Origin of the sequence: Wolbachia endosymbiont (group B) of Melanargia galathea (assembly GCF_964030625.1) — a bacterium.
GTDB lineage: Bacteria > Pseudomonadota > Alphaproteobacteria > Rickettsiales > Anaplasmataceae > Wolbachia.
The window spans coordinates 916,016-939,070 of sequence record NZ_OZ034910.1 but is presented as its reverse complement, the minus strand read 5'-3'; the positions used below and the strand labels follow the sequence as shown (position 1 = coordinate 939,070).

Genomic DNA, 23,055 nt, shown 5'->3' with positions numbered 1-23,055 from the left:
TTATGGTTCCAATGCTAAACTGGAATAAGTACAATCATTGTGTCATGCAAATTAAAAAGAAAGTGCTAGAATATAATATCTCTTATTTGCTTCAAAGATTTATGATTCTTTGATTCTTTTTCTTTAAAAGTAGTTTCAAGAGAAGTTTTAAGCTTTTCCCATTCTTTCGAACTGTTTAGAATCAAAGCGCTCTTAATCTTCTCCAGTGCTTTCTGAGGTGATGAATATAATTCCTCATACAAATCAGTGTTTACTGACTGTAGTATTACTAAAAATGTAAATAAATTTGGATCAACTTTCACATAACATAGCTTTATTTTCTTTACGCAGTACTGTATTGCTTTTAATGATAATGAGAAGCTTTCTGCGTAAAATATAAAGCTATCTATTATTAAACTCTTTGATTTTTTCGGTAATTCAGAACTTTCAAACAGTTTTCTTATAAACTGCTCTGTTGGCTGTTTTGGCAAATGCAAAGAGAGATCAGTAAAAGATTTTAGGCTAAAATTTGGTCCAAGTATTGTGCTGATTGCTCTTTGCACGTTACTTTTATCTTGACTAACAGAGATAATGAAAACCAGTCCTTCCACATCGAGCATATACTTTATGGATTCTAAAAAATCAACAATGAATTTAGGGCGGCATATATCAAGATCATCCACCATTATATAAATGTTTTTGTCTTTCCTGATTTTATTAACCACATCTGCTAGTTGTATTTTAAAATCTCTAATGTTCTCTTTTCTCCTTTGGAGAAGATTTAACTCACCCAAGACAAAACCAATGTCTTTCTTATCAGCCTCTTTTGCAGCATCGAGAAATACTGAAAGCATAGCAAGTGGAGATTTACTGATTAGCTTTCCTAATGTATTGAGAGAAAATAGTTCTTGGTTTATGTTTTTGAACTGCTGTATAACACTCCTTTTTACTTTGTATGATGCGAATAGATCCTCAAACAGGAAATGCAAAAAAGAAGGCAATGGTTGATCTAGCGCACTAATATCCCATGCGCTGTAATAAGCTGCAATTTCATTTTGCTGCTCTAGATCCTTTACCCATTCTTTCAAAAAAAACGTCTTACCCCATTTATCATATCCTTCTAAGGATACAATAGAAAAAGACTTACCAATTGTCTTGATTATAGAACTAAATTTACTTGCAACTTGTTTATAGCCTAAGCAATCATTCTCCCAAGTTGTTACCTTAGGCAATTGCTCCTCTTCTTTTTTTTTTAATGTTATTAGCGATATAAGTTTTTTTAAGCACATACCTTCTTTTGTATTTACTCATACTCTTGTCTTGAAGTAAGCGCTATCTTCAGAGTCCCTTCATCTAGGTAGTCAATTTCTCCACCTATCGGTATACCACAAGCAAGGCGCGATATTTTTACATTCGAATTCTTTAGCAATTCAATTATATATTGCGCAGTAACTTGGCCTTCTAATGTCGGATTGATTGCAATAATGACCTCTTCAATTTTAAATTCTGTAACTCTTTTGGGAATGTTATCAAGATTCAGTTCTTTTGGACCTATGCCATTTATTGCTGATAGCCTTCCACCCAAAACATGATACATACCTGAATATATATTCCCTTTTTCAAATGCCCATAGATCACCCAATTCTTCTACTACACACATTAACTTGGTGTCACGCTTTGGGTTAGTACAAATAGAACACGGCGATTTAGTATCTAGGTTTCCACAAATTTTGCACTCTATTATAAGATCCGCTAGCTCTCTAATCAAAGATGCAAGCGGTAGCATGACTTTCTCTTTATTTTGGAGCAAATGTATAACTAATCTTCGTGATGATGATGGACCTAAACTTGGCAATTTAGAAAAAGCATGAACTAAATTCTTTATATTAATGTTCATTTAACAAATTCAGGATATAGTTTATAAAATGATAACATCAAACCTTTCGTAAAGAAAGCTTAGTTTGATTGGCTATGAAAAAGATTTCCCACTTTTTTTAGAACTGTCTTGAAAAAATTAATGTAATCACAATCTACTGTAACCTAACTCTGATTCAGGTATAACTGAAATTATCTCACACATTTGCGTAGTTACTACGGTACTTCTTTTTTGAAAATGACGTAATTTATTTTTCAACATATTTCTTTCTTCTACATAACTGTCTGACTCTTTATTCAAACTAGAATTTTTTTCTTCATACTTGGAAAGTATTGTATCGATCAAATAATTAAAAAATAATATTAGACCTGTAGTGTTGGCAAGCAATGCAAGAGAATAATATAACATATCTTCACTCACTTCTTCATTTATTATGTCATGGGAATTTCTATACATTCTAAAACAAGAGCCGAAGGCTGCTAAGCATACACAAGTAAGTTTTGTTTTGTTTAGGACGCACTTAATTCGTGCTAGTTTTTTATTATTATCTTCTAATTTTATACGCAACTCACTAATTTTACTACTATAGTGCTGAATAAACAATTCTATGGCCTCTTTGTTATTAGCATAATTATATGCTTTGTAAGATTCCTTATCTATGAGTTCAGTATCTATATCCTTTGATTTGAGAAGCTCTTTGATTGCTTCATTTTTGTTAAGAAGCATAGCTTCGTGTAGAGGTGTGTACTCATTTTCAACATCTTTTCTTCTGTTAATATTTTCACGAGTTAAGTAGTTAAAAAGAGCTGAAATGCATTCTGAATTATTGCTTTCAATAGCCAGAGTAATTGCATCTTTTCCATCCTTGTTATTAGTATTAATAACTTTGAAAAGCGGCTTTTCATTCTCTTGCTTATGTTCAAAATATTTGCGTTTGTAAAACTCACTTGAACAGTATGGTTCCTTAAGAATACACAAAAGTTTTTCTACAAAACAAGTACGATTTCTTTTTATAGCTACATGTAAAGGTGTGTCATGATTCTCCTCGTCTTGCAACAATAAGACATCATACAAATAACCCTCTTTATATAAAAAATTAATCTCTTGATCAAAAGAGATATCTTCTTCTCCTTTACAGATATTTAGTAGCCGTAACCCTATACTTTCTGTAGTACTGTAATCAATTGCAGAGCTACGTTGCACTTTAGATTGATAAAGGGTTACGTCCATACTATTCCTACCTTTAAACAACCCAGCTATACCTCTAAATATTACAGCTATACCTGATTCACTCCGAGCAGCACAAGGTGTTTCATCTGGAATGTTAATCTCAACATTTTCACTAGAAAAAAGTTCTAAAACATGCGAGTTGCTTTTTCTACTGGAAAAAGGCACATCGTTCCTTTTATCTTTAATCTCAGCACTCTTTGCATTCAAAGAATTTAGAGAGTTAGCTAAACAATCAAGATCTGTAGCATTTTTAGACTCAAGGTCTTCTGCTTGAAAATTTGCTGCAGTGTTTATTTCACCTTTCATATTTCTTTATTTTACAGGGATTGCATTTCAGGTAGGGTATCTCATCTTTAAAATTTTTCAACTCTATTTAAATTTTTTTAAAATAGTTTTTGATAAAAATACTTATGAAACTAACTTCTGTGTTAATTTTTTAGAAGATTTTATAGCTAAAAAATTACTTCCGCATATTTTAAATCTGATTACAATTACAGTTAGAGATATTTATTGAGCTCAAAAATCTATCTTCGGTCTGCAGACTTTTAAATCACACTCACTAAAAATGTAGCGTATCCTCTTCAGAGCATATCTGTCGTATGTGCACTGCATTTTTTCTAATCTTTTTTATACAGGGGGATCTTATGTTCAGAATTCCAGATACTTGACCTTTAATTTAGCTAATAAAAACCAACTGGTACCTGCGGTTTTTATAGCTACGTTTTCTCAAATAAGTTTTAAATGAATAGATTTCTTGCATAATAAGATGTCATCCCAGTGCTTGACACTGGGATCCAATAAGAAAAATGCGCTGGAACTTTCGAATTCCAGTTATGCAAGAAATCTAATGTTAAAAAACTCACAGTTATCCTAGTACTGCTTTATTATCTACAGTCTTTTCATGCTCGACAGAAGAGAGTTGAGGATTAACAGCTTCTTCTATTGATTTAGCCTGTTTATAGTCTTGACTTAGGAAATATATAGCCACTCCAACTGCTATTCCAGCAACAAGAGCAGATACTGCGAGTGCGCATAATATAATAGTCATTGAAGGGACTAAAGCACCACCAACACCGAGTCCAATGCCAAGAAAAACGCCAGGTATAATGCCAATCAAACTATTACATCTAGCACTTTCTTTTTTCGATTGAGCTTGGTCTTTCATACATTTGATGAGTACTTTTTTTGTATCTCCATGAGCTAAATCTAATGGAATTTGCTTATTTATATTCTCTATTAAAGGATTTGCACCATGTTTTAAAAGGGCTTCTATTGCATCAGTGTTATCACTTGTAACAGCTTGGTGTAATAATGTATTTTTACTACTTTGATCTTGAAAATTTATCAATTTGTAGAAATACTGAGGAGTAATAAACCTATTCACAGTTTCATCTAAAATCTTCATCACGTCTTGAAATGATAATTTCTCTTTTTTCTCAGATATTGCACTATCGTGTTCAATACAGTGGTGCAAGATAGGGTATACTATCTTTCCTCCTTCCTTATTGATAAGATCTCCATTTACAGGGATTTTATTTAAAATAGCCAGTGCGAATAACCGCTTGTTAATCACAATTTCGCTATTATCATTAAGATATTCTTGTAACTCTTTAATTTTTTCTATAAATTTCTTTTCTCCATCATTAATGATTTTAGGTAAATCAGTCATATTATCTCCCTATTCTAATTATATAAATAATATAATAAATTCTAATAAAAGTCAAGTTTTTTAATTAAAAAATTAATAGAACTTATTAGCAATTCCTACAAATGTCAAATAAATTCAAAAGAAACTCACAGGATCAACATCTATTGTTACTGCAATATTTGAATTCAAGTTGTAATTTTTAATCCAATATTTTAGCTTTTTCTTTATAGATAAACTATGTTTATTGTGTATTTTGAGTAGCACTCTATACCGATATTTATTATTTAAGAAATTTATTGCTGCTGGTGATGGGCCAAAAATTTCAAATTCTTTCAATGTCAAGTGCTGAGAGGTAGTTGAAAATTGATTATGCAAAAAGTTTGTTATCTCATTTGCTGCTTTTTGTGTTGCAAATTGATCCTTACCGCAAACTATAAGCGCTATTAATCTACTAAATGGGGGCATTTTAGCTTTGCTTCTTGACTCAAGTTCAATTTCATAAAACAAATCCCTTTTTTGCTGCTGCAATGCTTTTATTATCAAACTTTCAGGATTATTAGTTTGCACTATTACCATTCCTTTTTCATTAAACCTTCCCGACCTTCCTGCAACTTGATGCAATAATTGATATGTCTTTTCTGCTGCCCTAAGATCAGAATTTTCAAGTCCTAAATCTGCATTGATCACTCCAACCAAAGTTAACTTAGGGAAATTATGCCCTTTAGCAATTACTTGTGTACCAATTATAATATTCACTTCTTCTTTGAGCACTGAGTCAATGACGCTACCAAGCGATTTCTGATCGCTGCTGATAATTGCAGTTTTTGCATTTGGTAATAGTTTTACTATCTCTTCAAGTAACCTCTCAATTCCTATACCACAAAGGGATAATGACTGCTCACTTTGACAATTCGAGCATTTTTCTGGAAGTTTTGATTGGTAAGAACAATGGTGACACAAAAGGACGTTCTTTTTCTTGTGGTACGTAAGCCATACAGTGCAATTTGAGCAGGAAATTTTATATCCACATTTTTTACAAACTGCAAGTTGCGCATACCCCCTGCGGTTTAGAAAGAGCATAACTTGCTGTTTTTTCTCTATGGTTTGTTTTATCCCTTCGAAAAGCTCATTTGAAATCCATTGTTTATTATTCACTACTTTTATGTGCGGCAACTCTGCACCACCGAATCGTTCGGTTAGCTTTACATGGTTGTAATTCCCTTTTTTAACATGATAAATTGTTTCAAGCAGCGGAGTAGCGGATGATAAAATAATCGGAATATTTTCGAGTTTGGCTAAGATAATTGCCATATCTCGAGCATTATATATAATTCCTTGTTCCTGTTTAAAGGATGAGTCATGCTCTTCATCAACGATGATCAATTTTAGGTTCTTATAAGGCAAAAAAAGTGATGACCTTGCCCCAATAATTATCTGCGCACTTCCATTTGCTATATTAAGCCAATTATTTCGGCGAGCTTTGGGAGTAAGTCCTGAATGCCACTCAGCTATATTTCCAGATATCTGACTGTGAACACGATTTACTAATTGTGAAGTTAGGACAATTTCTGGCAGAAGGATCAGGACTTGTGCATCGTTTACGATTTCAATTAACCTTGCAATCACAGAGAGATAAACTTCCGTTTTTCCAGACCCGGTTTCACCGTCAAGCAAAGTCACTGAATACTCATTCAAATTACTTATTATCTTATCGCGAGCTGCTTGCTGCTCAGGGCTTAATTGGTAATCTATTTCACTTATTTCCTGCTTTTGCTTAGTGAAAACTAACTTATCTATCTGATTTACCTTTAATACTCCTCCCATTATTACTTTGGCAAGCATACCGATAGGTATTACATTATACTGCGCAACCCACTCTGCAAATTCGATCAGTTTTGGTCTGATACTCGGTAACTCGATCTTTTGTTCAATGCATTTTAATTCTCGATCACTCTTGCCGCTATATTTCCAAACTATTCCAATCAAACGCTTTCTGCCAAATGGTACCACTACGTAATCTCCAATTGAAGTTTCAGTATCTTTCTCAATTGCATATGAAAATAGCTGATCAATTGGAAGTGGTAGTAATACGTCAACTATTCTTGTCATAAGTTAGCGCTGTTTTTAGATACATAAAGAAGCCTTAATGCTTTTTTCATAGTACACAATTTATAATCATAAATATTGGAAATGTGAGGAAATTCTGTATGTTTAGCGATAAAATAGTCCTAGACTTTGAAATAGAAAAAGGTGACCGAATAGATCGGTGTTACTTCTCTACACGCATCAAACTTACAGATAAGAGCAAGAGTTTTCTATGTGAAAAGCTCGGTAAACCTAACAATTTAGATGATTACTTTAATCTTAATCCTGAGAATTTTTATATTTATTACAACAAATATAGTGGGCACTATGGTATAAATGAGCTGTATGTCAGAGATAATAATGGTAGATATTTAGCTACTAAACTTCCACTTGATCAGAGCGGATTTTCGATAGAGTTATCATTCGACGAGGTGAATTATGGTTTTTATCCTCTGTATGCAATCTATAATCCCACTCAATATGACAAAAAGCAGGAAAAGAGCTTTGAAGATAATGGTGAATTGCAGCCGTTTGTGTCAAGTGTATTGGATTACTTTCTAAATGGCTTAACCATTCAAGATATGTTTTTGCAAATACAAAATGAGCTTGTTGAAAAAGAAACAAAATTAGAAGAAGACAGAAGAAAGGCAGAGGAAGAATTAAATCAAAAGAATGAAAAGTTAAGAGAACTCATAGAAAATGATGAGATTAAAGTACTTAAAGTAATAAAAGGCCATAGTATTGGGAATGGACGTTCAGCAGCAATTTTACAGCTTAATGGTGATCTTGATGCAAGTAAATACTACATAGCAGAGTATGAAAGTAATGAATACTTACATTGTACGAGCTCTGGTTATGACATACTGCTTGACCAGAGCGATTTATTTTTTGTTCTCAATAGCAGCTCTTATCTTGAACTTGAAAGCGGTTTCTACTCAATACTTGCTGGCAACTATGCTAAATATCTCGATACTAAGAATCGGCTTTTCAGCGATGATCAACTATCTCAGCAGTTGTGCAAAAACAAGGTAAAGGCTGAATCTACAGTTAACGCATTTTTCTCAAGACTTATTTATAGTGAAAATTTTTAAGAGGTGGATATGAAATTTAAAACAAATTCTGAATATGATAAATCACAAACTTTGATTAAAAAATTATTTCCAAATAAAGAAAGTATAGTAATAAACGATCAGCTTACAATAGAAGTAAAATATGGGGGATTAGCTAGTTATACCCCTGAGTATATAAAACAAACTGTAAAAGATGCTTACGGAGCCTGGTCTGATAATTTCTATTCACAAAAAAGCGTTCATTCTGGTCCAGTAAAATTGCAGCTTTATGTGCTGAAAAATTACGATGATTACAAAGCTCACATCAAGGAACTTTCAGGTGGTAAGGACCATAGAGAATTATGGGGTGGTGGAACAGTAAGAGCACACGAAGCTGACGGCACGATAGCAAAGACTTTTATTGTTGGAGATGTAAATGGCTTACTTTGTGCAAAATCTAAAATTTTAATGGAAAAAATGAGCGATGCATTTCTTGAGTACTCTACCGGTAATATGGATACAGTACCTGAAGTTTTACGTACCGGTATGAAGCTTTTCATGTGGAGCTATGATGCAGCTAAAAAAGAAAGCACTCGCGATATGCATTATACAAAAGAAGCATACAATAAAATGCATGAATCTGGGCATGATACACCATATAAAATAGCAAGTATGTCTAACGACTATAGAATATCAGATTGCTTAGTGACATTCCTACAAGAAAAACATCCTCAATTCATAAAGCAATTGCTTACTGAAATGTCCTTCAATAGAGTAGAAGCGATATCAAAATTCAAGCATCTTTTGAATAACTCAGAAGTTGAAAAAGAATTTAAGCAGTGGATGGATGTAAAAAGTGGCGATAAAATTGTGGCAGATCTTGTGCCAGATAGTGAAGTTATGACTTTTGGCGAACACAAGCTTCAAATAAATATAAAATATGATGATGAGGAATTAACTCAGAGCAAATTGAGTAGTGTAAAAAATGCCATCGAGAGTACTATAAAAGATTTTGATTCAGCATTTGGCATTAATAATTCTCAGCCTTGGCACAACATACCAAATAAAGTTAATGTTTTCGTATTTAATACAAAGAGTGACTACGAAAATTATCTTAAGGAGTTGAACGTTAACTATAAAGGCGCTTCTGGCTTAACAGTTCAAGGGCGTGGCTCAGAAGTTCATGTTTATTTTTATCTACAAGACCAATTTGATGACTCGTGTAAAACTTTAAAACACGAATTGGGGCACGCCTTAACTATCATTAATTCCTATTATGGTACAGGTGATGTCTTATCTAAGGCCATGCATGAAGGGGTTGCTAACTATATGGCAAGTTTAGAAGATGGTCGGCATGTCAATGACCACGGAGATAAAGAGGCCTTGATTGCAATAAAGAATAAAGGTCTCAAACCAGATGAAATATTGCGCAATAATATTTGGAGTAATAAAGGGGAACATTATCATTCGGATGCTGAACAAGTGATCAAATTTCTTGAAGATAAACATCCAGATATGATTGATAATTTGCTCAAGAGCCTTTCTAAATCTGGTGCAAATAGGTCTCAAGGTAATAAATTATTTGAGGATTTTTTGACTGAGCTGAAAGGTTATGATCAAGAATTTAAACAATGGGTTAAGGCTGAGCTGAGTGGTGAACAACATATGGAATATAATGTTGTTGAATCTAACAGTGTTGAAAGTTCAACAAGCCAACAAAGTGCAGGCAAGGGTCTATATGGTTATAGCCCAGTACATAATGTAAGTGGTGATAAAACCAAGATAGAAAGTGTCAGTAGAGAAGATTCTATGCAACCTGCTAAAAAAGTGAGTGAAGACGAACAAGGAAAAGCTGTTACAACAAAAGTTATGAAGTATAATAAATAGCCTTTCTTAAAGGTGAATATTGATGACAATAATGTAGAAAACACTATAGGAAAAGTAAACGAGATAAATAAGGTAACAGGTGCGACGAGTTTACATTTTGCTGCTTCATTGGGAGATTTAAGCAAAGTAGCAATGCTACTAAAACACAATTCATATACTGATACAAGAGACCATAATGGACAAACGCCACTACATTATGCCATTCAGTCAGGAAATACGGAAGTAGCAAAATATCTTATTGATCATGGAGCAAATCTTAATGTTCATGACAATTATTATCAGAAAACTAATACTAAATATGTGTATTATAAGACACCTTTACACTATGCCATTGAGTCTGGAAATATAGAGATAGCTAAATACTTAATAGATCGTGGTGCAAATCCTAATATTCAAGATGCTTATTCCAAAACGCCATTATACAGTGCTATTTATTCAGGTAACACAGAAATAGTGAAGTATCTATTAGATCATAACGCAGATCCTAATAGTAAAAGTTATTATACTTTTCCGTTACTTGCTGCTATTAAGCTAGGGAATGCGGAAATAGTTAAGAGTTTAATTGAGCATGGCGCAGATCTTGGTATCAAAAACACGTCAGCTCAAACACTGCTGCACTATGCAATTGAGCTAAAACATACGGAAATTGCTAAATACTTAATAGATCGTGGTATAGATGTTGATACCCGTGATATTAGCTCTGGTAAATCTCCACTACATTTTGCCATGTACATGAAAAATATGGAAGTAGTTAAATATCTCATAGAGCATAATGCGGATATTGATATTCAGGATAGCTACGGCTTAACACCTTTGCATCTTGCTGTTGATCTTGGGAATAAGAAGATGATAGAGCAGTTAGTTGAAAAAGGTGCGAATATTAATGCTCAGGATAATGATGGTTGGACACCTTTAGTTCATGCAGTGAGGCATGGAAAGTTAGATACAATAGAATATCTAATAAAAAACAAAGCTGACGTTGACGTTGTAGGCAAAGATGGCAGGACACTTGTTGAACATGCTGAGTTATGGGCAGAAGAGAAAGGACTAGCAAGAGATGTAATAGATAGCAAAGGCGGTAATGATTCTTATTATCGTGAGCTTTCAAAAGAAGCTGCAACTTGGGAAAAAGCTGGAAAGGATATGCTTAGCTATCTCAAAAAAATTACTATGCAAGAAGAAGAATCTAACGATATAGACCAAATGCCAGCAGATCAACCTGCGAGTGAAGAAAGGAGTAAAAGATCGATAAGAGGAGATGAAGAGAAGCAAGAGGAAACAATTGTTATAGATAATGTGAAACAACATCCTTTAAAAATCAAAGTGGGTGAGGCTGTTGAAATAGGGAAATATAAGGTAGAACTGCAAGTTACGTATGATGATGTAAGAAATTTTTATGACACTATACGTGGTAAATATCATGATGGTAGTGGATACAATTATGAGCAAGTAATGGTTTTGTACAATGAAATTGTTAGGCCAGCATCACAGCATCATGATGAACCATTTACTCTTGCTGAGTCCTATATTGCAGATGGGCATCTATTTATTAAAAATCAAGATTTTGGAATTTTGAATGATTTTAATGAGATGTTCTATAAAAGTGATGAGTTTATGTAATGTAAAAGGTGGATGAGAATTAATTGATATAAGGAATTAGATCTTTCACTGTCATCCCAGTGTTTCTTTCCCCTGCCATTCCGGCGTTTCCTTCTCCTGTCATCCCAGTCTGGGATCCAGTTTTTCATATAATCTCATCACAAACATTTATTTTAATTTAAAATCAATACCAAATTTAGAATCAAAATTCCTGGATTCCAGTGTTAAGCACTGACCATCCACTATGTAATTTACTTTTTTATATAATAAATAATACTAATTTACTAATATATTAATTGACAAGTGGTGTAGGTTATACTATTATTAAGATATATAGTTAATATCTTAATAAACAATATGCCAAAATATGTTAATCGCATTGCTCAATCTATTGTATTAAAAGTCTATACTGATAAGGAACATCCTAGAGTTAAAGTGTTTTGTAAAACTGAAGATAGAGAAGATGGACAAGTTGAAACAAGACTCTCAAAACAGGAAATTGCGGAGTTTTTAAATCAATTTGCCAATAAAGGAAAGCACCAAATTTCTATCAGTAAAAATGTAGAACAAGGTATAATTAAAGATATAGAAGGTATACGTAGAGAAAATGGTAGATATGTATACAAAGCACCGGATTTATCAGCTGAAGAACAATATGATAAATTATTTGAAAGTGAGAAAGCTATTCAATTTAATTTGAATACTTTTATGTCAGATAGTATATCTAAAATTGTAGAATTAAAAGATAGATTTGAAGAAATTTTAGGTTTTTCTCTCGAAAGAGGGTTATGTCACTCATTAAATTACTTTGTTACTTTTCTAAAATTAGAGAATAGGCAAGATTTTGTTGGATTTCTCGAGTCTGATAATATTATATCTGAACAAGATTTTATGAATTATATTGATGGAAGAAAAGAACAAACGATTAAGTTATTGATGATGAAGTTTTTATCGCAATTTTTACCTATTCTTGATGTTCAGAGCATTAAAAAGCGAGAAGGAGATACATTTTATTCTGATGAAACAATATATGAGCAATTATGTGATGATTTATCTTCAACAAAAGTATGGATCGATACTGAGCAAGAACAAATCAAACATGTCTTAAATAATGTGGAGATAGGATGCTACTTAGAATTTAATTCTTTTTGTTTTACTCATAATAGAGCAGATGTCAAGGGTGCTGGACATTCTATGTTGGTGTATAAAGCAGAGAATGATAAATACATATTTTTTGACCCTAATAAAGGAGCGGTTGGCTTTTGTCCTGATACAGGAGCTGCTAATTTTACATTAGAGGAAGTTTGTAGGGTAATGGAACTTGCTGTAAACCATTATTCATATGATATGTATGTTGAAAATTTTGCAGATTATTGCGAAGTTCATATTGGACTTAGAAATGCAACACTGATTTCAAAGAAAGCTGAAAAACTTTATGAAACAACAGAAAGAACAAATTCAAAAATAATTGATATATCAGTTGATAAAGGTATGAATAAATTGTTGCTCACACCTGCAAGTCTGTGAAAGGACATAACTCGATCTTTTTGGCTATTTACCAAGTATAGACATCAGCTCATTCCATTCTCTTTTACCAATGCCACTTTCTTCTCTCGCAACATTTTCTCCTTTTATTAGCTTGCGAATTATTTCAAGACCAGTTTTTGAAATGCAGGCTGATTTTAGCGAGTATTCAACAAAAGCATTATAGGCCAGCGGGACCCATTTCTTTACTATGTCCAACATAACTTCTGCATAGACTCTAATTTCATATTGGGCGTGCTGATCAGCTCTAAGCCTTAAAAAGTGAAGAAGGTTGTGTAAATCTATTTTCCAATAAAACTGAGTATAGTAATTAAGTGTTAGATTAGTTCGGGCAATTTCCCTTGCAAGGCCCTGTTCAATAAATTTCTCATAATGAGAATATACTAAATTAGAATCATTTATTAGAGAATCTATTATTTCTTTTGAAGTACTTGAGTCAAAAGCTTCACCGCTGCCTTGTTTATTATTATCAGATTGTTTTGCAACCTGTTCTGGTATATAAAATTCATTATCAAGTATCGAATACCTTCCGGAATATTCATTCACATTTGCAGTTCTGTGTCTTATCCACTGTCTTGCAATAAAAATTGGAAGTTTCACGTGAAACTTAATTTCACACATTTCAAATGGAGTTGTATGATGATGCCTCATCAAATACTTTATAAGTGCCTCATCTTGATTTATCTGTTTCGTTCCCTTTCCATAAGAAACGCGAGCAGCTTGAACTATGGCGCTATCAGAGCCCATATAATCAATTACTCGAACAAATCCATGATCTAATACTTTATGTTCTTCGTATAGAATGTCATCTATTTCTTTTACTGTAGTTCGCTTAGTTGTCTCATTCATAATATATCCTCAAGATGAAACGAAAATATCAGCCCCGCATGAATTGAGTTTTTCGTGCATTGCCTCATATCCTCTCCATAAATGATGTGAGTTATTTATTGTAGTTTCTCCTTTAGCTACCAAAGAAGCGAGAATTAAAGCTGCTGTTGACCTTAAGTCATTAGCATGCAGATTAGCTCCAGATAGGCTCTTTGTTCCACTTATAGTAGCTTTACTTTTTTCGATGCTAATATTAGCACCTAATTTTCTTAACTCATTCGCATGTGCAAATCTACTTTCAAAAATGTTCTCTTCAATGATTGATATTCCATCTGCAATGCACATTGCAGACATTAGTTGTGGTTGCATATCACTGGGAAAGTTGGGATATGGATTTGTTGCAACGTGAGCAGATTTAATAGAGCCATTTTTTCTGGAAATAATAATACCATCGTCATGTAACTCAACTCTGGCTCCTATAGTCTTCAATTCATTTGCAATACATTCTATATCAGACAAACTTACTCCTTCTAACTTTAGCTCGCCGTCGGTAATGACAGCAGCCAAAGCATAAGTACCGGCCTCTATGCGATCTGGTATTATTTTATGCTCACACCCATTTAATGCTTCAACACCTTCTATTGTGATTTTTGTATTATTAACTTCAATATTGGCACCCATAATCTTCAGAAACTCTATTAAATCAAGAACTTCCGGCTCGATTGCAGCATTGTTTATTATTGTTACTCCCTCTGCAAGTGTTGCTGCCATTATTATATTTTCTGTTGCACCAACACTTACTTTTTCAAATGTTATTTCTTTGCCTTGCAATTTCCCCTTTGTTGTTGCAGTTATATTACAGCTATCAATTTCAATTTTAGCTCCCATTGCTTCAAGTGCCTTGATATGAATGTCAACAGGACGTTTTCCAATATTACATCCACCAGGAAATACTGTTGAAACTCTACCAAATCTGCTGAGCATTGGACCTAGCATTAAAAAAGATGCTCGCAGTCTGCTTGCAATTTCATGTGATATTAAATGGTTATTGATATTGCTACAGTCAATTTCCAAAGTGTGATTTGCTTTATAGTCTTTATTGCATATAAAATTTACTTCTGCACCAAGACTCTTAAGCAGCTCAGACATCAAATGCACGTCAATTAAATCAGGTACGTTATGCAAAGTTATTGAAGAATTACTAAACAAGCTTGCCGCCATTATTGGCAAGACTGCATTCTTTGAACCATTAATCTTGATTTTTCCAATCAAGGGCTTATGGTTACTTCTTACTAATATTTTATGCATTTAATCAAGCGATAGAACTTATCAAGTAAGTATAATAGGTTAGCGGTAAAAGGCAAAATTTTGCTTTTTCTTCTTCTGTCATTCGAGTAGCTGACACTGGGATCCATTTCTTCATCATCATCAAAATGTTATATTTCAACATTACTGTTATGCTGACCAATTTAACTGGATTCCAGTTGGCTTTGTTGCATCGCTATCTACGGCGGATTAAAGATAAAAAAGATGAAGAATATCAGTAGCTTATTATTCTAGCATTTATAGTAAGGACGGTCAGTGAATATCTAAATTTGAGTAAAAGAAATTTTACTACCATTCACTAATCTAGCTAAAATTCAAGAATTTCAATGCTTTAGCTATTTTAAGTAGAATTAAATTTACTAATACAAACAATAAATTACTATTCTTAAATTTGATCAGATTGACTGCAAAAAAAATAAGATTTTCAATAAGTTGCTTGTATAGTTAGCCTTTCATAGGTAGCGATGCAACAAAGCCATTCCAGTTTCAGCTACTCGAATGACATTTTCGTAGTCGATTCAAAATAGCATAATTAACTACACCTTTCCAAAGATGAGAGACGCGTTGGTACCACCAAAACCAAATGAATTAGAAAGCGCATATTGAATTTTATGCTCTTGAGCTTTAAGTGGTACAAAATTTAAATCACACCCTTCTGAAGGTTTGTGTAGATTTAAAGTTGGTGGAACAATTCCATTGTTTAATGCAAGGATACTAAATATTGCTTCAACACTTCCTGCGGCACCAAGTAAATGTCCTATAGAAGATTTAGTCGAGGAAACAGGTATTTTATAGGCATAGTCACCGAATAACTGCTTCATTGCTATTACTTCAACTTTATCCCCAAGTGTTGTTGAAGTCCCATGTGCATTGATATACCCAATTTGACTTGGGCTTACTTGTGCACTCCTTAAAGCAAGTTCCATTGCCTTAAGTGCGCCTCTTCCTTCTGGATGTGGTGCTGTGATGTGGTGCGCATCTCCTGTGAGTCCATATCCAGTGAGTTCCGCATATATTTTTGCTTTTCTTTTTTTTGCATGTTCATACTCTTCCAGCACTAATATACCTGCTCCTTCGCCCATGACAAATCCATCACGTTCTTCATCCCATGGCCTTGAGGCCTCTTCAGGCTTATCATTGAATTTAGTTGATAGCGCCTTCATCGATGCAAAACCTGCAATTCCAACTCTGCATAACGCGCTTTCTGCTCCGCCTGCAATCATAATGTCAGCTTCACCGAGTTTTATAGCTCTTGCTGAGTTTATAATCGCATGCGCACCTGTTGCACATGCAGTTACCGCTGAGTCATTTGGACCTATAAATTCGTATTTAATAGAAATATGACCAGATATCAAATTTATTAGACTTGCAGGAACAAAAAATGGGCTAACACGTCTAGGCCCCTTCTCCTGCATGGTAATTACATTTTCCTGAATTGACGGAAGACCACCTATACCAGAACCAATAGCTACACCTATTCGCTCTTTATTAATATTTTTATTTTCCAAAATTAGTGAATCTTCTACTGCCTGAACAGCTGCTGCAATTCCGTAGTGAATAAAACGATCTGTTCTTTTTAGGTCTTTTTCAGAAATATAATCTGGTGGATTAAAATAATGCTCAATGTTATCGGATTGCATAGGCACCTGCCCTGCAACCTGACAAGCAAGATCAGAAGAGTCGAACCTATCTGTATTGATTGCTTTGATGCCAGATTTACCTTCTTTCAGCTTTGACCAGGTGTTATTAACATCTGCTGCTAGTGGAGTAATTAAGCCAACACCGGTAACTACTACTCTTCTGCTCATTCAACATCAATTGTTTGCTTTGTTTACTACATATTCAACTATCTGTTCCATAGTTTCCATTTTTTGCGCATCTTCATCAGGAATCTCTATACCAAATTCTTCTTCAGCTGCCATGATTATTTCAACTGCATCTAAACTATCTGTGCCATGGTCTGAAAGCTTTGAAGAACTACTAAATCCCTCTACATCCTTACTGATGTGCTCTAGTATAATCTTCTTTACTTTTTCTTCTATATCTTCTCTAGTGCTTTTTGCCAATTCGTTCATTTCTTACTAAAAAATAACCTATTCTCTGATGTTATAAGAAATTTTGATGTTTGCAATAGCTTTTATGATTATATAAACTATTAAAAACTTCCTATCTCTTAGCACTCGATAGTTAATAAATTTAAAAATGCTAGACGAAACAACAAAAAATTTGCTTGTTGTAGAAGTGAATAAGCTCTTACCTGAAAATAGCGAGAATAAACTTATATCAGCTATGCGTTATGTGCTTCTTGCTCCTGCAAAACATATACGTTCTTTTTTAGTTATAGCATCTTCGTCGATATTCAACATAAAGGTTGAAAAAGCAATAACAGCAGCAGCAGCAATTGAATTTATTCATGCTTACTCCCTAATTCACGATGATCTGCCATGTATGGATAACAGTGACACTCGAAGAGGCCAGCCAAGCTGCCACAAAAAATTTGGTGAAGCAACAGCAGTACTGGCCGGAGATGCATTACTTACCCTGGCTTTTGAGGTATTATCTTTGTTAAATTGTGAGATCATAAAAGTGCTCTCTCAAGCAATAGGAATGAAGGGAATGGTGGGAGGGCAGATTTTAGATATAGGTGCAGATTTTGACAAAATAAAAGAAATTCATTTGATGAAAACTGCAAAACTATTTGCAGCTTCATGTGAAATAGGGGCTATAATAGGAGGCGCTACAGACAAGGAGCGGGAAGCATTATATAACTATGGAATAAATCTAGGGCTTATTTTTCAATCCAAGGATGATATCGAAGACTATGAGCAAGATAAAACAAACAATTTAATGTCCGTGCTTGGCAAAAATGAAATGGAAAACTATATAGATAGTCTCTTTAAACAGGCCTCAGATAATTTAAGTACGCTTTCAGGGAATACTAATGACTTATATGATTTATTGAATCAAGTAAAAAAAGATGGTTAAAAAAATTATATTACAAATATTTATCTTTCTAGTAATGGTTCTCACTTTAGCTTCTGTTTTTATAATCACTATTGTTTATATAAATAAAGATAAACCGGAAAAAGAGGACAAGCTTTACGAGATAAATGCCACACATGATGGTTTAACACAGACGATAGCACGTTATCTAGTAAAGCCCATACTTGAATCAGCACTTGATCGCTATATTGAAAAGCATGGGCTAGCAGAATATTTAGAAGAAATAACACAGCAAAAGGAGGAAGAGACGATAAAATTTTATGAAATTACTGAAGGCAGCGGCAGTAAGGCTTTCTGTGGCCAAGAAGTCCTGCTACAAATGTACAAAATATCCAACAATCTGGCAGCATTACCAAGTCAAGTCTCTGATATTACTCTGAGAATAGGTGAAAAAGAAGTGAGTTTAGGGGTAATAGGTATGAAAGAAGGTGGAGAGCGTGTAGTTACTATTGCCGCTGATGACAACAAAATGAGTTTTAACTCTTATTACATCAAACTGATTGAAGTAAAAGATAAATATCCTGATTCAGTAAATAACCTAATGATTTTTAATGACTTAATTAACAAAACTGGAAAACGAGTAAAATGTGGCGATGAGATATCAGTTCAATATAGCATAAAGAGACATAATGGTGAGTATATAATCAAAGATCAAATAGTGCAGTTTAAGGTTGGTGACAAAAAAATACCACTTGCTATAGAACTTGGAGTTGTGGGAATGAGAGCTGGTAATAAAAGAACAGTTCTTTCTTCACCTGATCTTTTAACTGATGTGTTAACAAAAGGCATAGATTGTGATATTGCAATAATTGATTTAAGCTTGAATTCTACTATTGGAAAATAGCTTGAAGAATTACGAAGTAAGAAAAAATAAAACCTCTTGAATGCTCTATATTACTTAAAGTAGGCTTCCTCTAAAGTATAAATTTAGATAAATCAAGCTGCTTTGAAATTGACTCTAGTTTATCTCTTACATATTTGCTATCTATAACAAATTTTTCACTATTTTTTTCAGAAGCGATAAAACTTATTTCATCCAAAAGCTTCTCCATGACAGTATGAAGTCTTCTTGCACCTATATTTTCCACTTCTCTATTAACTGTAAATGCTATTTCAGCTATAGTCTCTATACCATCATCAGTAAACTCAAGTGTTACATTTTCCGTTTTCATTAACGCTATATACTGTTTTAACAAACTAGATTCTGGTTCCTTTAATATTTTTATTAGATCCTCTTGAGTAAGCGCCTTAAGTTCCACTCTAATTGGCAATCTACCCTGTAATTCTGGTAAAAGATCAGATGGCTTAGATAAATGAAAAGCACCAGATGCAATAAATAATATATAGTCTGTTTTTACGGGGCCATACTTAGTTGAAACAGTTGTTCCCTCAAGTAATGGTAACAGATCGCGCTGCACTCCTTCTCTGTTGACTTCACCTTTTATTTCTGTACGTGCTGCAATTTTATCTATTTCATCTAAAAACACTATGCCTTCATTGCTAACAAGATCAATCGCTTCTTTGATTATCTTGTCTTCATCCATTAACCTTTCGCTTTCTTCATTAATCAATATTTCACGTGCTTCTTTCACTTTAACTGTAATAGTTTTTGTTTTTTTGCTCCCATTAAACATCTTGCCCACGATTTCTGTTACGTTCATCACACCAATTTGCCCACCTGGCATGCCAGGTATATCAAAAGTGGGTAACATACCCTTGCTCTTCCTGACGTTAATAGAAACTTCTCCATCTTCAAATTCCTTATTTCTCAGTCTTTCTCTGAAAACTTTTTTGCTTTCCTCGGTTGCATCTTCACCAACCATGGAGTTGACTATTATCTTTTCAGCCAAACCTAAAGCTTTTTTAGTTAAGGCTTTACGTGCTTTTTCCTTAACTAAAACTATTGCTGCGTCAACTAAATCACGTATTATCGAGTCAACATCACGTCCAACATATCCTATTTCAGTAAATTTCGTTGCTTCAACTTTTATAAAAGGTGCACCAGCAAGCTTTGCTAAACGGCGAGCTATTTCAGTTTTACCAACTCCCGTATGGCCTATCATGAGTATATTCTTAGGTATAATCTCTTCACGTAGTGGAAGTGGGACTTTATTTCGACGCCAACGATTTCTGAGTGCAATAGCAACAGCGCGCTTTGCATCATTCTGCCCGATTATAAATCTGTCTAATTCTTTAACTATCTTCTGTGGTGGTAGATCATCTAATAAAGCTTGTGAGCTTTGAATGCTGCTACTTCCTGTACCTTCATTTTCATAGAGGCTATTTTTCTCATTATAGTCATCATTATTATCAAATTGACCCACTACAGATTGACTAGAAAAATTGGCACACAAAGTTCTTGACATATTACTCCTCTATTTTTTCGATAATTAGATTATGGTTTGTATAAACACATATATCAGCAGCTATCTTCATAGCCTTTTTTGCAATCTCCTCTATTGATATTCCTTCAACGTCAATCAAAGCTTTTGCTGCAGATAAAGCAAAATTTCCTCCAGAGCCAATGGCTGCAATGCCATCTTCAGGTTCAAGAACATCACCCGTTCCTGTAATGACCAATGAAATGGACTTGTCTGCCACGATCATCATAGCTTCTAATTTTCTTAGATATTTATCCATTCTCCAGTCTTTTGCAAGTTCAACACATGCCCTCATTAACTGTCCTGGGTGCTTATCAAGTTTAGATTCTAGCCTTTCGAAGAGAGTAAATGCATCAGCTGTTGCTCCAGCAAAACCGGCAATTACGGAATCACCAGAAAGACGCCTAACTTTTTTTGCTCCAGATTTTATAACGGTATGGCCTAGCGAGACTTGCCCATCACCTATTACTACTACATTTTTGTCTCTTCTAATTGACAGTATAGTAGTACCATACATTTTACTGCTGTCATGATGAATCATTTTTTTGTTATTTTAATTCGTTATATTATATTAAGATTATAACTTATAATATAGTACTTTTCTTATAACATTTAAAGTGTAGATGCAAAACATAATTCATCCAAATCTGGAAAAAGATATAAATAATTGGTTCAAAACAAAATTTAATGGTTTTACATTACCATTTTATAGCTCCATAGATCTTAGGAATTCAGGCTACAAAATTGCTCCAGTAGACGCCAATTTATTTCCTGCAGGGTTTAATAACCTAAGTGAAGTATCAAAAGCGATAGCAGCAAAATTGATAAAAAGCTACTTCGAAACAAAACAATATAAAAAGGCCCTTATAATACCGGAGAATTACACACGAAATAAAATGTATATAGAAAATGTATTTGCTATAGAAAAGGTACTGCAACTCGCAGGTTTTGAAACTAGAATTGGCCTCTTTCATAATGAAACGTACAATTTAATAGAACAGTATGAAACTGTTGTGAAAGAAAACTCTTTGCTGAAGACAACTTCAGGATTTGTGCCTGATATTATTATACTGAACCGTGATATGACGAGCCACATTCCAGACACGCTAGAAAACGTAAAACAAGAGATAGTGCCAAGTCCATTATATGGCTGGCACAGTAGGCAGAAATTTCAATATTTTGAAATCTATCAAAAATTAGTGTCCGAATTTTGTGGCGAATTTAAAATGGACCCATGGCTTATTTCTGTGCTTACAGAAAGCTGTAATGGAGTTGACTTTAATGATGATTCATCACTAGGAGCAGTAGCGACTAAAGTTGACCAAATATTATCTCTAGTGCAAAAAAAATATGAGGAATATGAAATAAAAACACAACCTTACGTTTTTATCAAAGCAAGCAATGGCACATATGGAATGGGCATTATAACAGCAACAAGTGGAAAGGAAATATTAAATCTCAATAAAAAAAAGCGTCATAAAATGAAAAAGATAAAAGAAGGAATAGCAATCAATAGTGTTATTATACAAGAAGGTGTACCAACTATTGACATATTTAAAAGTAGTTCTGCAGAACCGCTAATATACTATATAGGAGATACTCCAACATGTTACTTATACCGATGTAATAGCAGGAAAGATGTATATTCTAGCTTGAATTCCACTGACTGTGAATTTTATGACATCAGCCAAGAAAATAAAACTTTGCCACTTTGGAATATTGTTAGCAAATTAGCAGTGCTAGCATTGGCAGTAGAAATTAAGTCTTTTCATCTCTAATAATTAATTTCTACAATGCTGCCATTATGCTGAATATGGTGAGCGTCATCAAGTCCAGTAGAAGGATCAGTACCATTATTAGGTTGATTGACAAACTTATCGATGTTTGATACTAGATATGCTATACTTAGTATCAAACTAACCGTAACAGTTAAGTTGAAATTATAGATTATGCCACCACCCAAGTCTATTGGTATGGTTGGAAGTTCCATTCTTTTTAATATGAAGCTTAACAAGCCCAATGACAAAGTGAATGTGCTAAAAATAACTTCTTTGCCATATTTAGCAGACTTTTCAGAATCCTTATTATCTAGATACTTCTTCCATGTATAATAACAGTTTATGCATTCTGAAAATAGAAATAGAACTGCTGATGTTAAGCTAATATAACTTATTACATCCTTGTTGTTTCTAGCTAAGAAATGAATGATTTTTGTCTGCATCAATATTCCTATGACACAGTTTGCCAAGAAGGCTAAGCTACCCACAACCTGTATTGGTTTTTCAGGTTCATTTCCCCCTTTACCATTCTGAAGTTTTTTAGATTTATATCCAGCTAAATTGAGACCAAAATGAAGAGCAAATATTATTGATGTTGGTAGTTTTATGAACTTAGAAATATCTAATACAGTGCAAATATTGGATCTGTTGTTATCAATAAACTCGCAACAGAATTGCAATGAAATTTTACACAATATGCCTGTTAAACCTACTGCAATACAATACATCTTTCTAATATCATGATTGTGAGCATCATGTATATTTTCTATAAATGTATTTGGCTTACCTTTTGGCATAAGTAGATAATAAAATAATAACTTTTTAATATTATACTATAAAA

At 33.7% G+C, this 23,055-nt stretch carries 20 protein-coding genes; 7 read left to right on the top strand and 13 right to left on the bottom strand.

All coding sequences use genetic code 11. The features are described 5' to 3' along the window. Positions 1-65: 65 nt before the first annotated feature. From AAHF52_RS04180 to priA, 5 genes are all read right to left on the bottom strand, one after another. Positions 66-1,268: a P-loop NTPase fold protein gene (locus AAHF52_RS04180; protein ID WP_214303191.1), complete on the bottom strand. Its 1,203-nt coding sequence runs from the start codon at positions 1,266-1,268 to the stop codon at positions 66-68. A 14-nt stretch (positions 1,269-1,282) separates the two neighbouring features. Beyond that, on the bottom strand, positions 1,283-1,870 hold the full coding sequence (recR, locus tag AAHF52_RS04175; protein ID WP_180708353.1) for a recombination mediator RecR: 588 nt from the start codon (positions 1,868-1,870) through the stop codon (positions 1,283-1,285). A 132-nt stretch (positions 1,871-2,002) separates the two neighbouring features. Further along, positions 2,003-3,391, bottom strand: coding sequence for an ankyrin repeat domain-containing protein (locus AAHF52_RS04170; protein ID WP_007302183.1), 1,389 nt, complete (start codon positions 3,389-3,391; stop codon positions 2,003-2,005). A 559-nt stretch (positions 3,392-3,950) separates the two neighbouring features. Then, the gene (locus AAHF52_RS04165) at positions 3,951-4,754 is read right to left on the bottom strand and encodes an ankyrin repeat domain-containing protein (RefSeq protein ID WP_264376651.1); all 804 of its coding nucleotides are present in this window, start codon (positions 4,752-4,754) and stop codon (positions 3,951-3,953) included. A 114-nt stretch (positions 4,755-4,868) separates the two neighbouring features. Next, positions 4,869-6,842 (bottom strand): primosomal protein N', encoded by a 1,974-nt coding sequence (gene priA, locus AAHF52_RS04160; protein WP_264376650.1) that lies wholly within the window; start codon positions 6,840-6,842, stop codon positions 4,869-4,871. 98 nt (positions 6,843-6,940) lie between these two features. Here priA and AAHF52_RS04155 point away from each other — a divergent pair, with 98 nt between their 5' ends. From AAHF52_RS04155 to AAHF52_RS04145, 4 genes are all read left to right on the top strand, one after another. After that, positions 6,941-7,909 (top strand): hypothetical protein, encoded by a 969-nt coding sequence (locus tag AAHF52_RS04155; protein WP_264376649.1) that lies wholly within the window; start codon positions 6,941-6,943, stop codon positions 7,907-7,909. A gap of 9 nt (positions 7,910-7,918) precedes the next feature. Beyond that, on the top strand, positions 7,919-9,754 hold the full coding sequence (locus AAHF52_RS07210; protein ID WP_410541892.1) for a collagenase: 1,836 nt from the start codon (positions 7,919-7,921) through the stop codon (positions 9,752-9,754). 12 nt (positions 9,755-9,766) lie between these two features. Then, the gene (locus AAHF52_RS07205; RefSeq protein WP_410541891.1) at positions 9,767-11,374 is read left to right on the top strand and encodes an ankyrin repeat domain-containing protein; all 1,608 of its coding nucleotides are present in this window, start codon (positions 9,767-9,769) and stop codon (positions 11,372-11,374) included. Positions 11,375-11,710: 336 nt separating this feature from the next. Further along, on the top strand, positions 11,711-12,880 hold the full coding sequence (locus AAHF52_RS04145) for a hypothetical protein (RefSeq protein WP_264376647.1): 1,170 nt from the start codon (positions 11,711-11,713) through the stop codon (positions 12,878-12,880). Between the two features lie 24 nt (positions 12,881-12,904). On the opposite strand, the gene thyX is transcribed toward AAHF52_RS04145, so the two are convergent. The 5 genes from thyX to acpP all read right to left on the bottom strand — a co-directional run bounded on the left by thyX (position 12,905) and on the right by acpP (position 17,127). Continuing rightward, positions 12,905-13,747, bottom strand: coding sequence for an FAD-dependent thymidylate synthase (thyX, locus tag AAHF52_RS04140; protein ID WP_264376646.1), 843 nt, complete (start codon positions 13,745-13,747; stop codon positions 12,905-12,907). A 9-nt stretch (positions 13,748-13,756) separates the two neighbouring features. Next, positions 13,757-15,034, bottom strand: coding sequence for a UDP-N-acetylglucosamine 1-carboxyvinyltransferase (gene murA / locus AAHF52_RS04135; RefSeq protein ID WP_264376645.1), 1,278 nt, complete (start codon positions 15,032-15,034; stop codon positions 13,757-13,759). A 4-nt stretch (positions 15,035-15,038) separates the two neighbouring features. Next, complete coding sequence (locus AAHF52_RS04130; protein WP_158307661.1) at positions 15,039-15,176, bottom strand: hypothetical protein; 138 nt, start codon at positions 15,174-15,176, stop codon at positions 15,039-15,041. A gap of 412 nt (positions 15,177-15,588) precedes the next feature. Then, the gene (fabF, locus tag AAHF52_RS04125) at positions 15,589-16,860 is read right to left on the bottom strand and encodes a beta-ketoacyl-ACP synthase II (RefSeq protein ID WP_264376644.1); all 1,272 of its coding nucleotides are present in this window, start codon (positions 16,858-16,860) and stop codon (positions 15,589-15,591) included. 6 nt (positions 16,861-16,866) lie between these two features. Beyond that, a complete protein-coding gene (gene acpP, locus AAHF52_RS04120; RefSeq protein WP_007302173.1) occupies positions 16,867-17,127 on the bottom strand; it encodes an acyl carrier protein in 261 nt (86 codons plus the stop codon). Between the two features lie 127 nt (positions 17,128-17,254). On the opposite strand from acpP, the gene AAHF52_RS04115 reads away from it, so the two are divergent. Continuing rightward, positions 17,255-18,037: a polyprenyl synthetase family protein gene (locus AAHF52_RS04115; protein WP_213863810.1), complete on the top strand. Its 783-nt coding sequence runs from the start codon at positions 17,255-17,257 to the stop codon at positions 18,035-18,037. Beyond that, positions 18,030-18,899, top strand: a complete 870-nt coding sequence (locus tag AAHF52_RS04110; protein ID WP_264376643.1) for an FKBP-type peptidyl-prolyl cis-trans isomerase — start codon at positions 18,030-18,032, stop codon at positions 18,897-18,899. Before AAHF52_RS04115 ends, AAHF52_RS04110 begins: the two co-directional genes overlap by 8 nt. A 70-nt stretch (positions 18,900-18,969) precedes the next feature. On the opposite strand, the gene hslU is transcribed toward AAHF52_RS04110, so the two are convergent. Together hslU and hslV are read right to left on the bottom strand one after the other, a co-directional pair. Further along, positions 18,970-20,421, bottom strand: a complete 1,452-nt coding sequence (gene hslU / locus AAHF52_RS04105; RefSeq protein ID WP_342068378.1) for an ATP-dependent protease ATPase subunit HslU — start codon at positions 20,419-20,421, stop codon at positions 18,970-18,972. A gap of 1 nt (position 20,422) precedes the next feature. After that, positions 20,423-20,977: an ATP-dependent protease subunit HslV gene (gene hslV, locus AAHF52_RS04100; RefSeq protein WP_010406442.1), complete on the bottom strand. Its 555-nt coding sequence runs from the start codon at positions 20,975-20,977 to the stop codon at positions 20,423-20,425. 82 nt (positions 20,978-21,059) lie between these two features. Between hslV and gshA the strand changes: the two genes are divergently transcribed. Then, complete coding sequence (gene gshA / locus AAHF52_RS04095) at positions 21,060-22,214, top strand: glutamate--cysteine ligase (protein ID WP_010406439.1); 1,155 nt, start codon at positions 21,060-21,062, stop codon at positions 22,212-22,214. Here gshA and AAHF52_RS04090 read toward each other — a convergent pair. Beyond that, on the bottom strand, positions 22,211-23,011 hold the full coding sequence (locus AAHF52_RS04090; protein WP_019236750.1) for a hypothetical protein: 801 nt from the start codon (positions 23,009-23,011) through the stop codon (positions 22,211-22,213). The two genes, gshA and AAHF52_RS04090, sit on opposite strands and share 4 nt — an antisense overlap. Between the last annotated feature and the right edge of the window lie 44 nt (positions 23,012-23,055).

Coding starts and splice junctions, on each gene's coding strand:
- AAHF52_RS04090 (WP_019236750.1), bottom strand. CDS start 23,011: ATGCCAAAAGGTAAGCCAAATACATTTATAGAAAATATACATGATGCT.
- gshA (WP_010406439.1), top strand. CDS start 21,060: ATGCAAAACATAATTCATCCAAATCTGGAAAAAGATATAAATAATTGG.
- acpP (WP_007302173.1), bottom strand. CDS start 17,127: ATGAACGAATTGGCAAAAAGCACTAGAGAAGATATAGAAGAAAAAGTA.
- AAHF52_RS04115 (WP_213863810.1), top strand. CDS start 17,255: ATGCTAGACGAAACAACAAAAAATTTGCTTGTTGTAGAAGTGAATAAG.
- AAHF52_RS04180 (WP_214303191.1), bottom strand. CDS start 1,268: ATGTGCTTAAAAAAACTTATATCGCTAATAACATTAAAAAAAAAAGAA.
- AAHF52_RS04130 (WP_158307661.1), bottom strand. CDS start 15,176: ATGTTGAAATATAACATTTTGATGATGATGAAGAAATGGATCCCAGTG.
- AAHF52_RS07210 (WP_410541892.1), top strand. CDS start 7,919: ATGAAATTTAAAACAAATTCTGAATATGATAAATCACAAACTTTGATT.
- hslV (WP_010406442.1), bottom strand. CDS start 20,977: ATGATTCATCATGACAGCAGTAAAATGTATGGTACTACTATACTGTCA.
- AAHF52_RS04155 (WP_264376649.1), top strand. CDS start 6,941: ATGTTTAGCGATAAAATAGTCCTAGACTTTGAAATAGAAAAAGGTGAC.
- murA (WP_264376645.1), bottom strand. CDS start 15,034: ATGCATAAAATATTAGTAAGAAGTAACCATAAGCCCTTGATTGGAAAA.
- fabF (WP_264376644.1), bottom strand. CDS start 16,860: ATGAGCAGAAGAGTAGTAGTTACCGGTGTTGGCTTAATTACTCCACTA.
- AAHF52_RS04110 (WP_264376643.1), top strand. CDS start 18,030: ATGGTTAAAAAAATTATATTACAAATATTTATCTTTCTAGTAATGGTT.
- AAHF52_RS04165 (WP_264376651.1), bottom strand. CDS start 4,754: ATGACTGATTTACCTAAAATCATTAATGATGGAGAAAAGAAATTTATA.
- thyX (WP_264376646.1), bottom strand. CDS start 13,747: ATGAATGAGACAACTAAGCGAACTACAGTAAAAGAAATAGATGACATT.
- priA (WP_264376650.1), bottom strand. CDS start 6,842: ATGACAAGAATAGTTGACGTATTACTACCACTTCCAATTGATCAGCTA.
- AAHF52_RS04170 (WP_007302183.1), bottom strand. CDS start 3,391: ATGAAAGGTGAAATAAACACTGCAGCAAATTTTCAAGCAGAAGACCTT.
- AAHF52_RS04145 (WP_264376647.1), top strand. CDS start 11,711: ATGCCAAAATATGTTAATCGCATTGCTCAATCTATTGTATTAAAAGTC.
- hslU (WP_342068378.1), bottom strand. CDS start 20,421: ATGTCAAGAACTTTGTGTGCCAATTTTTCTAGTCAATCTGTAGTGGGT.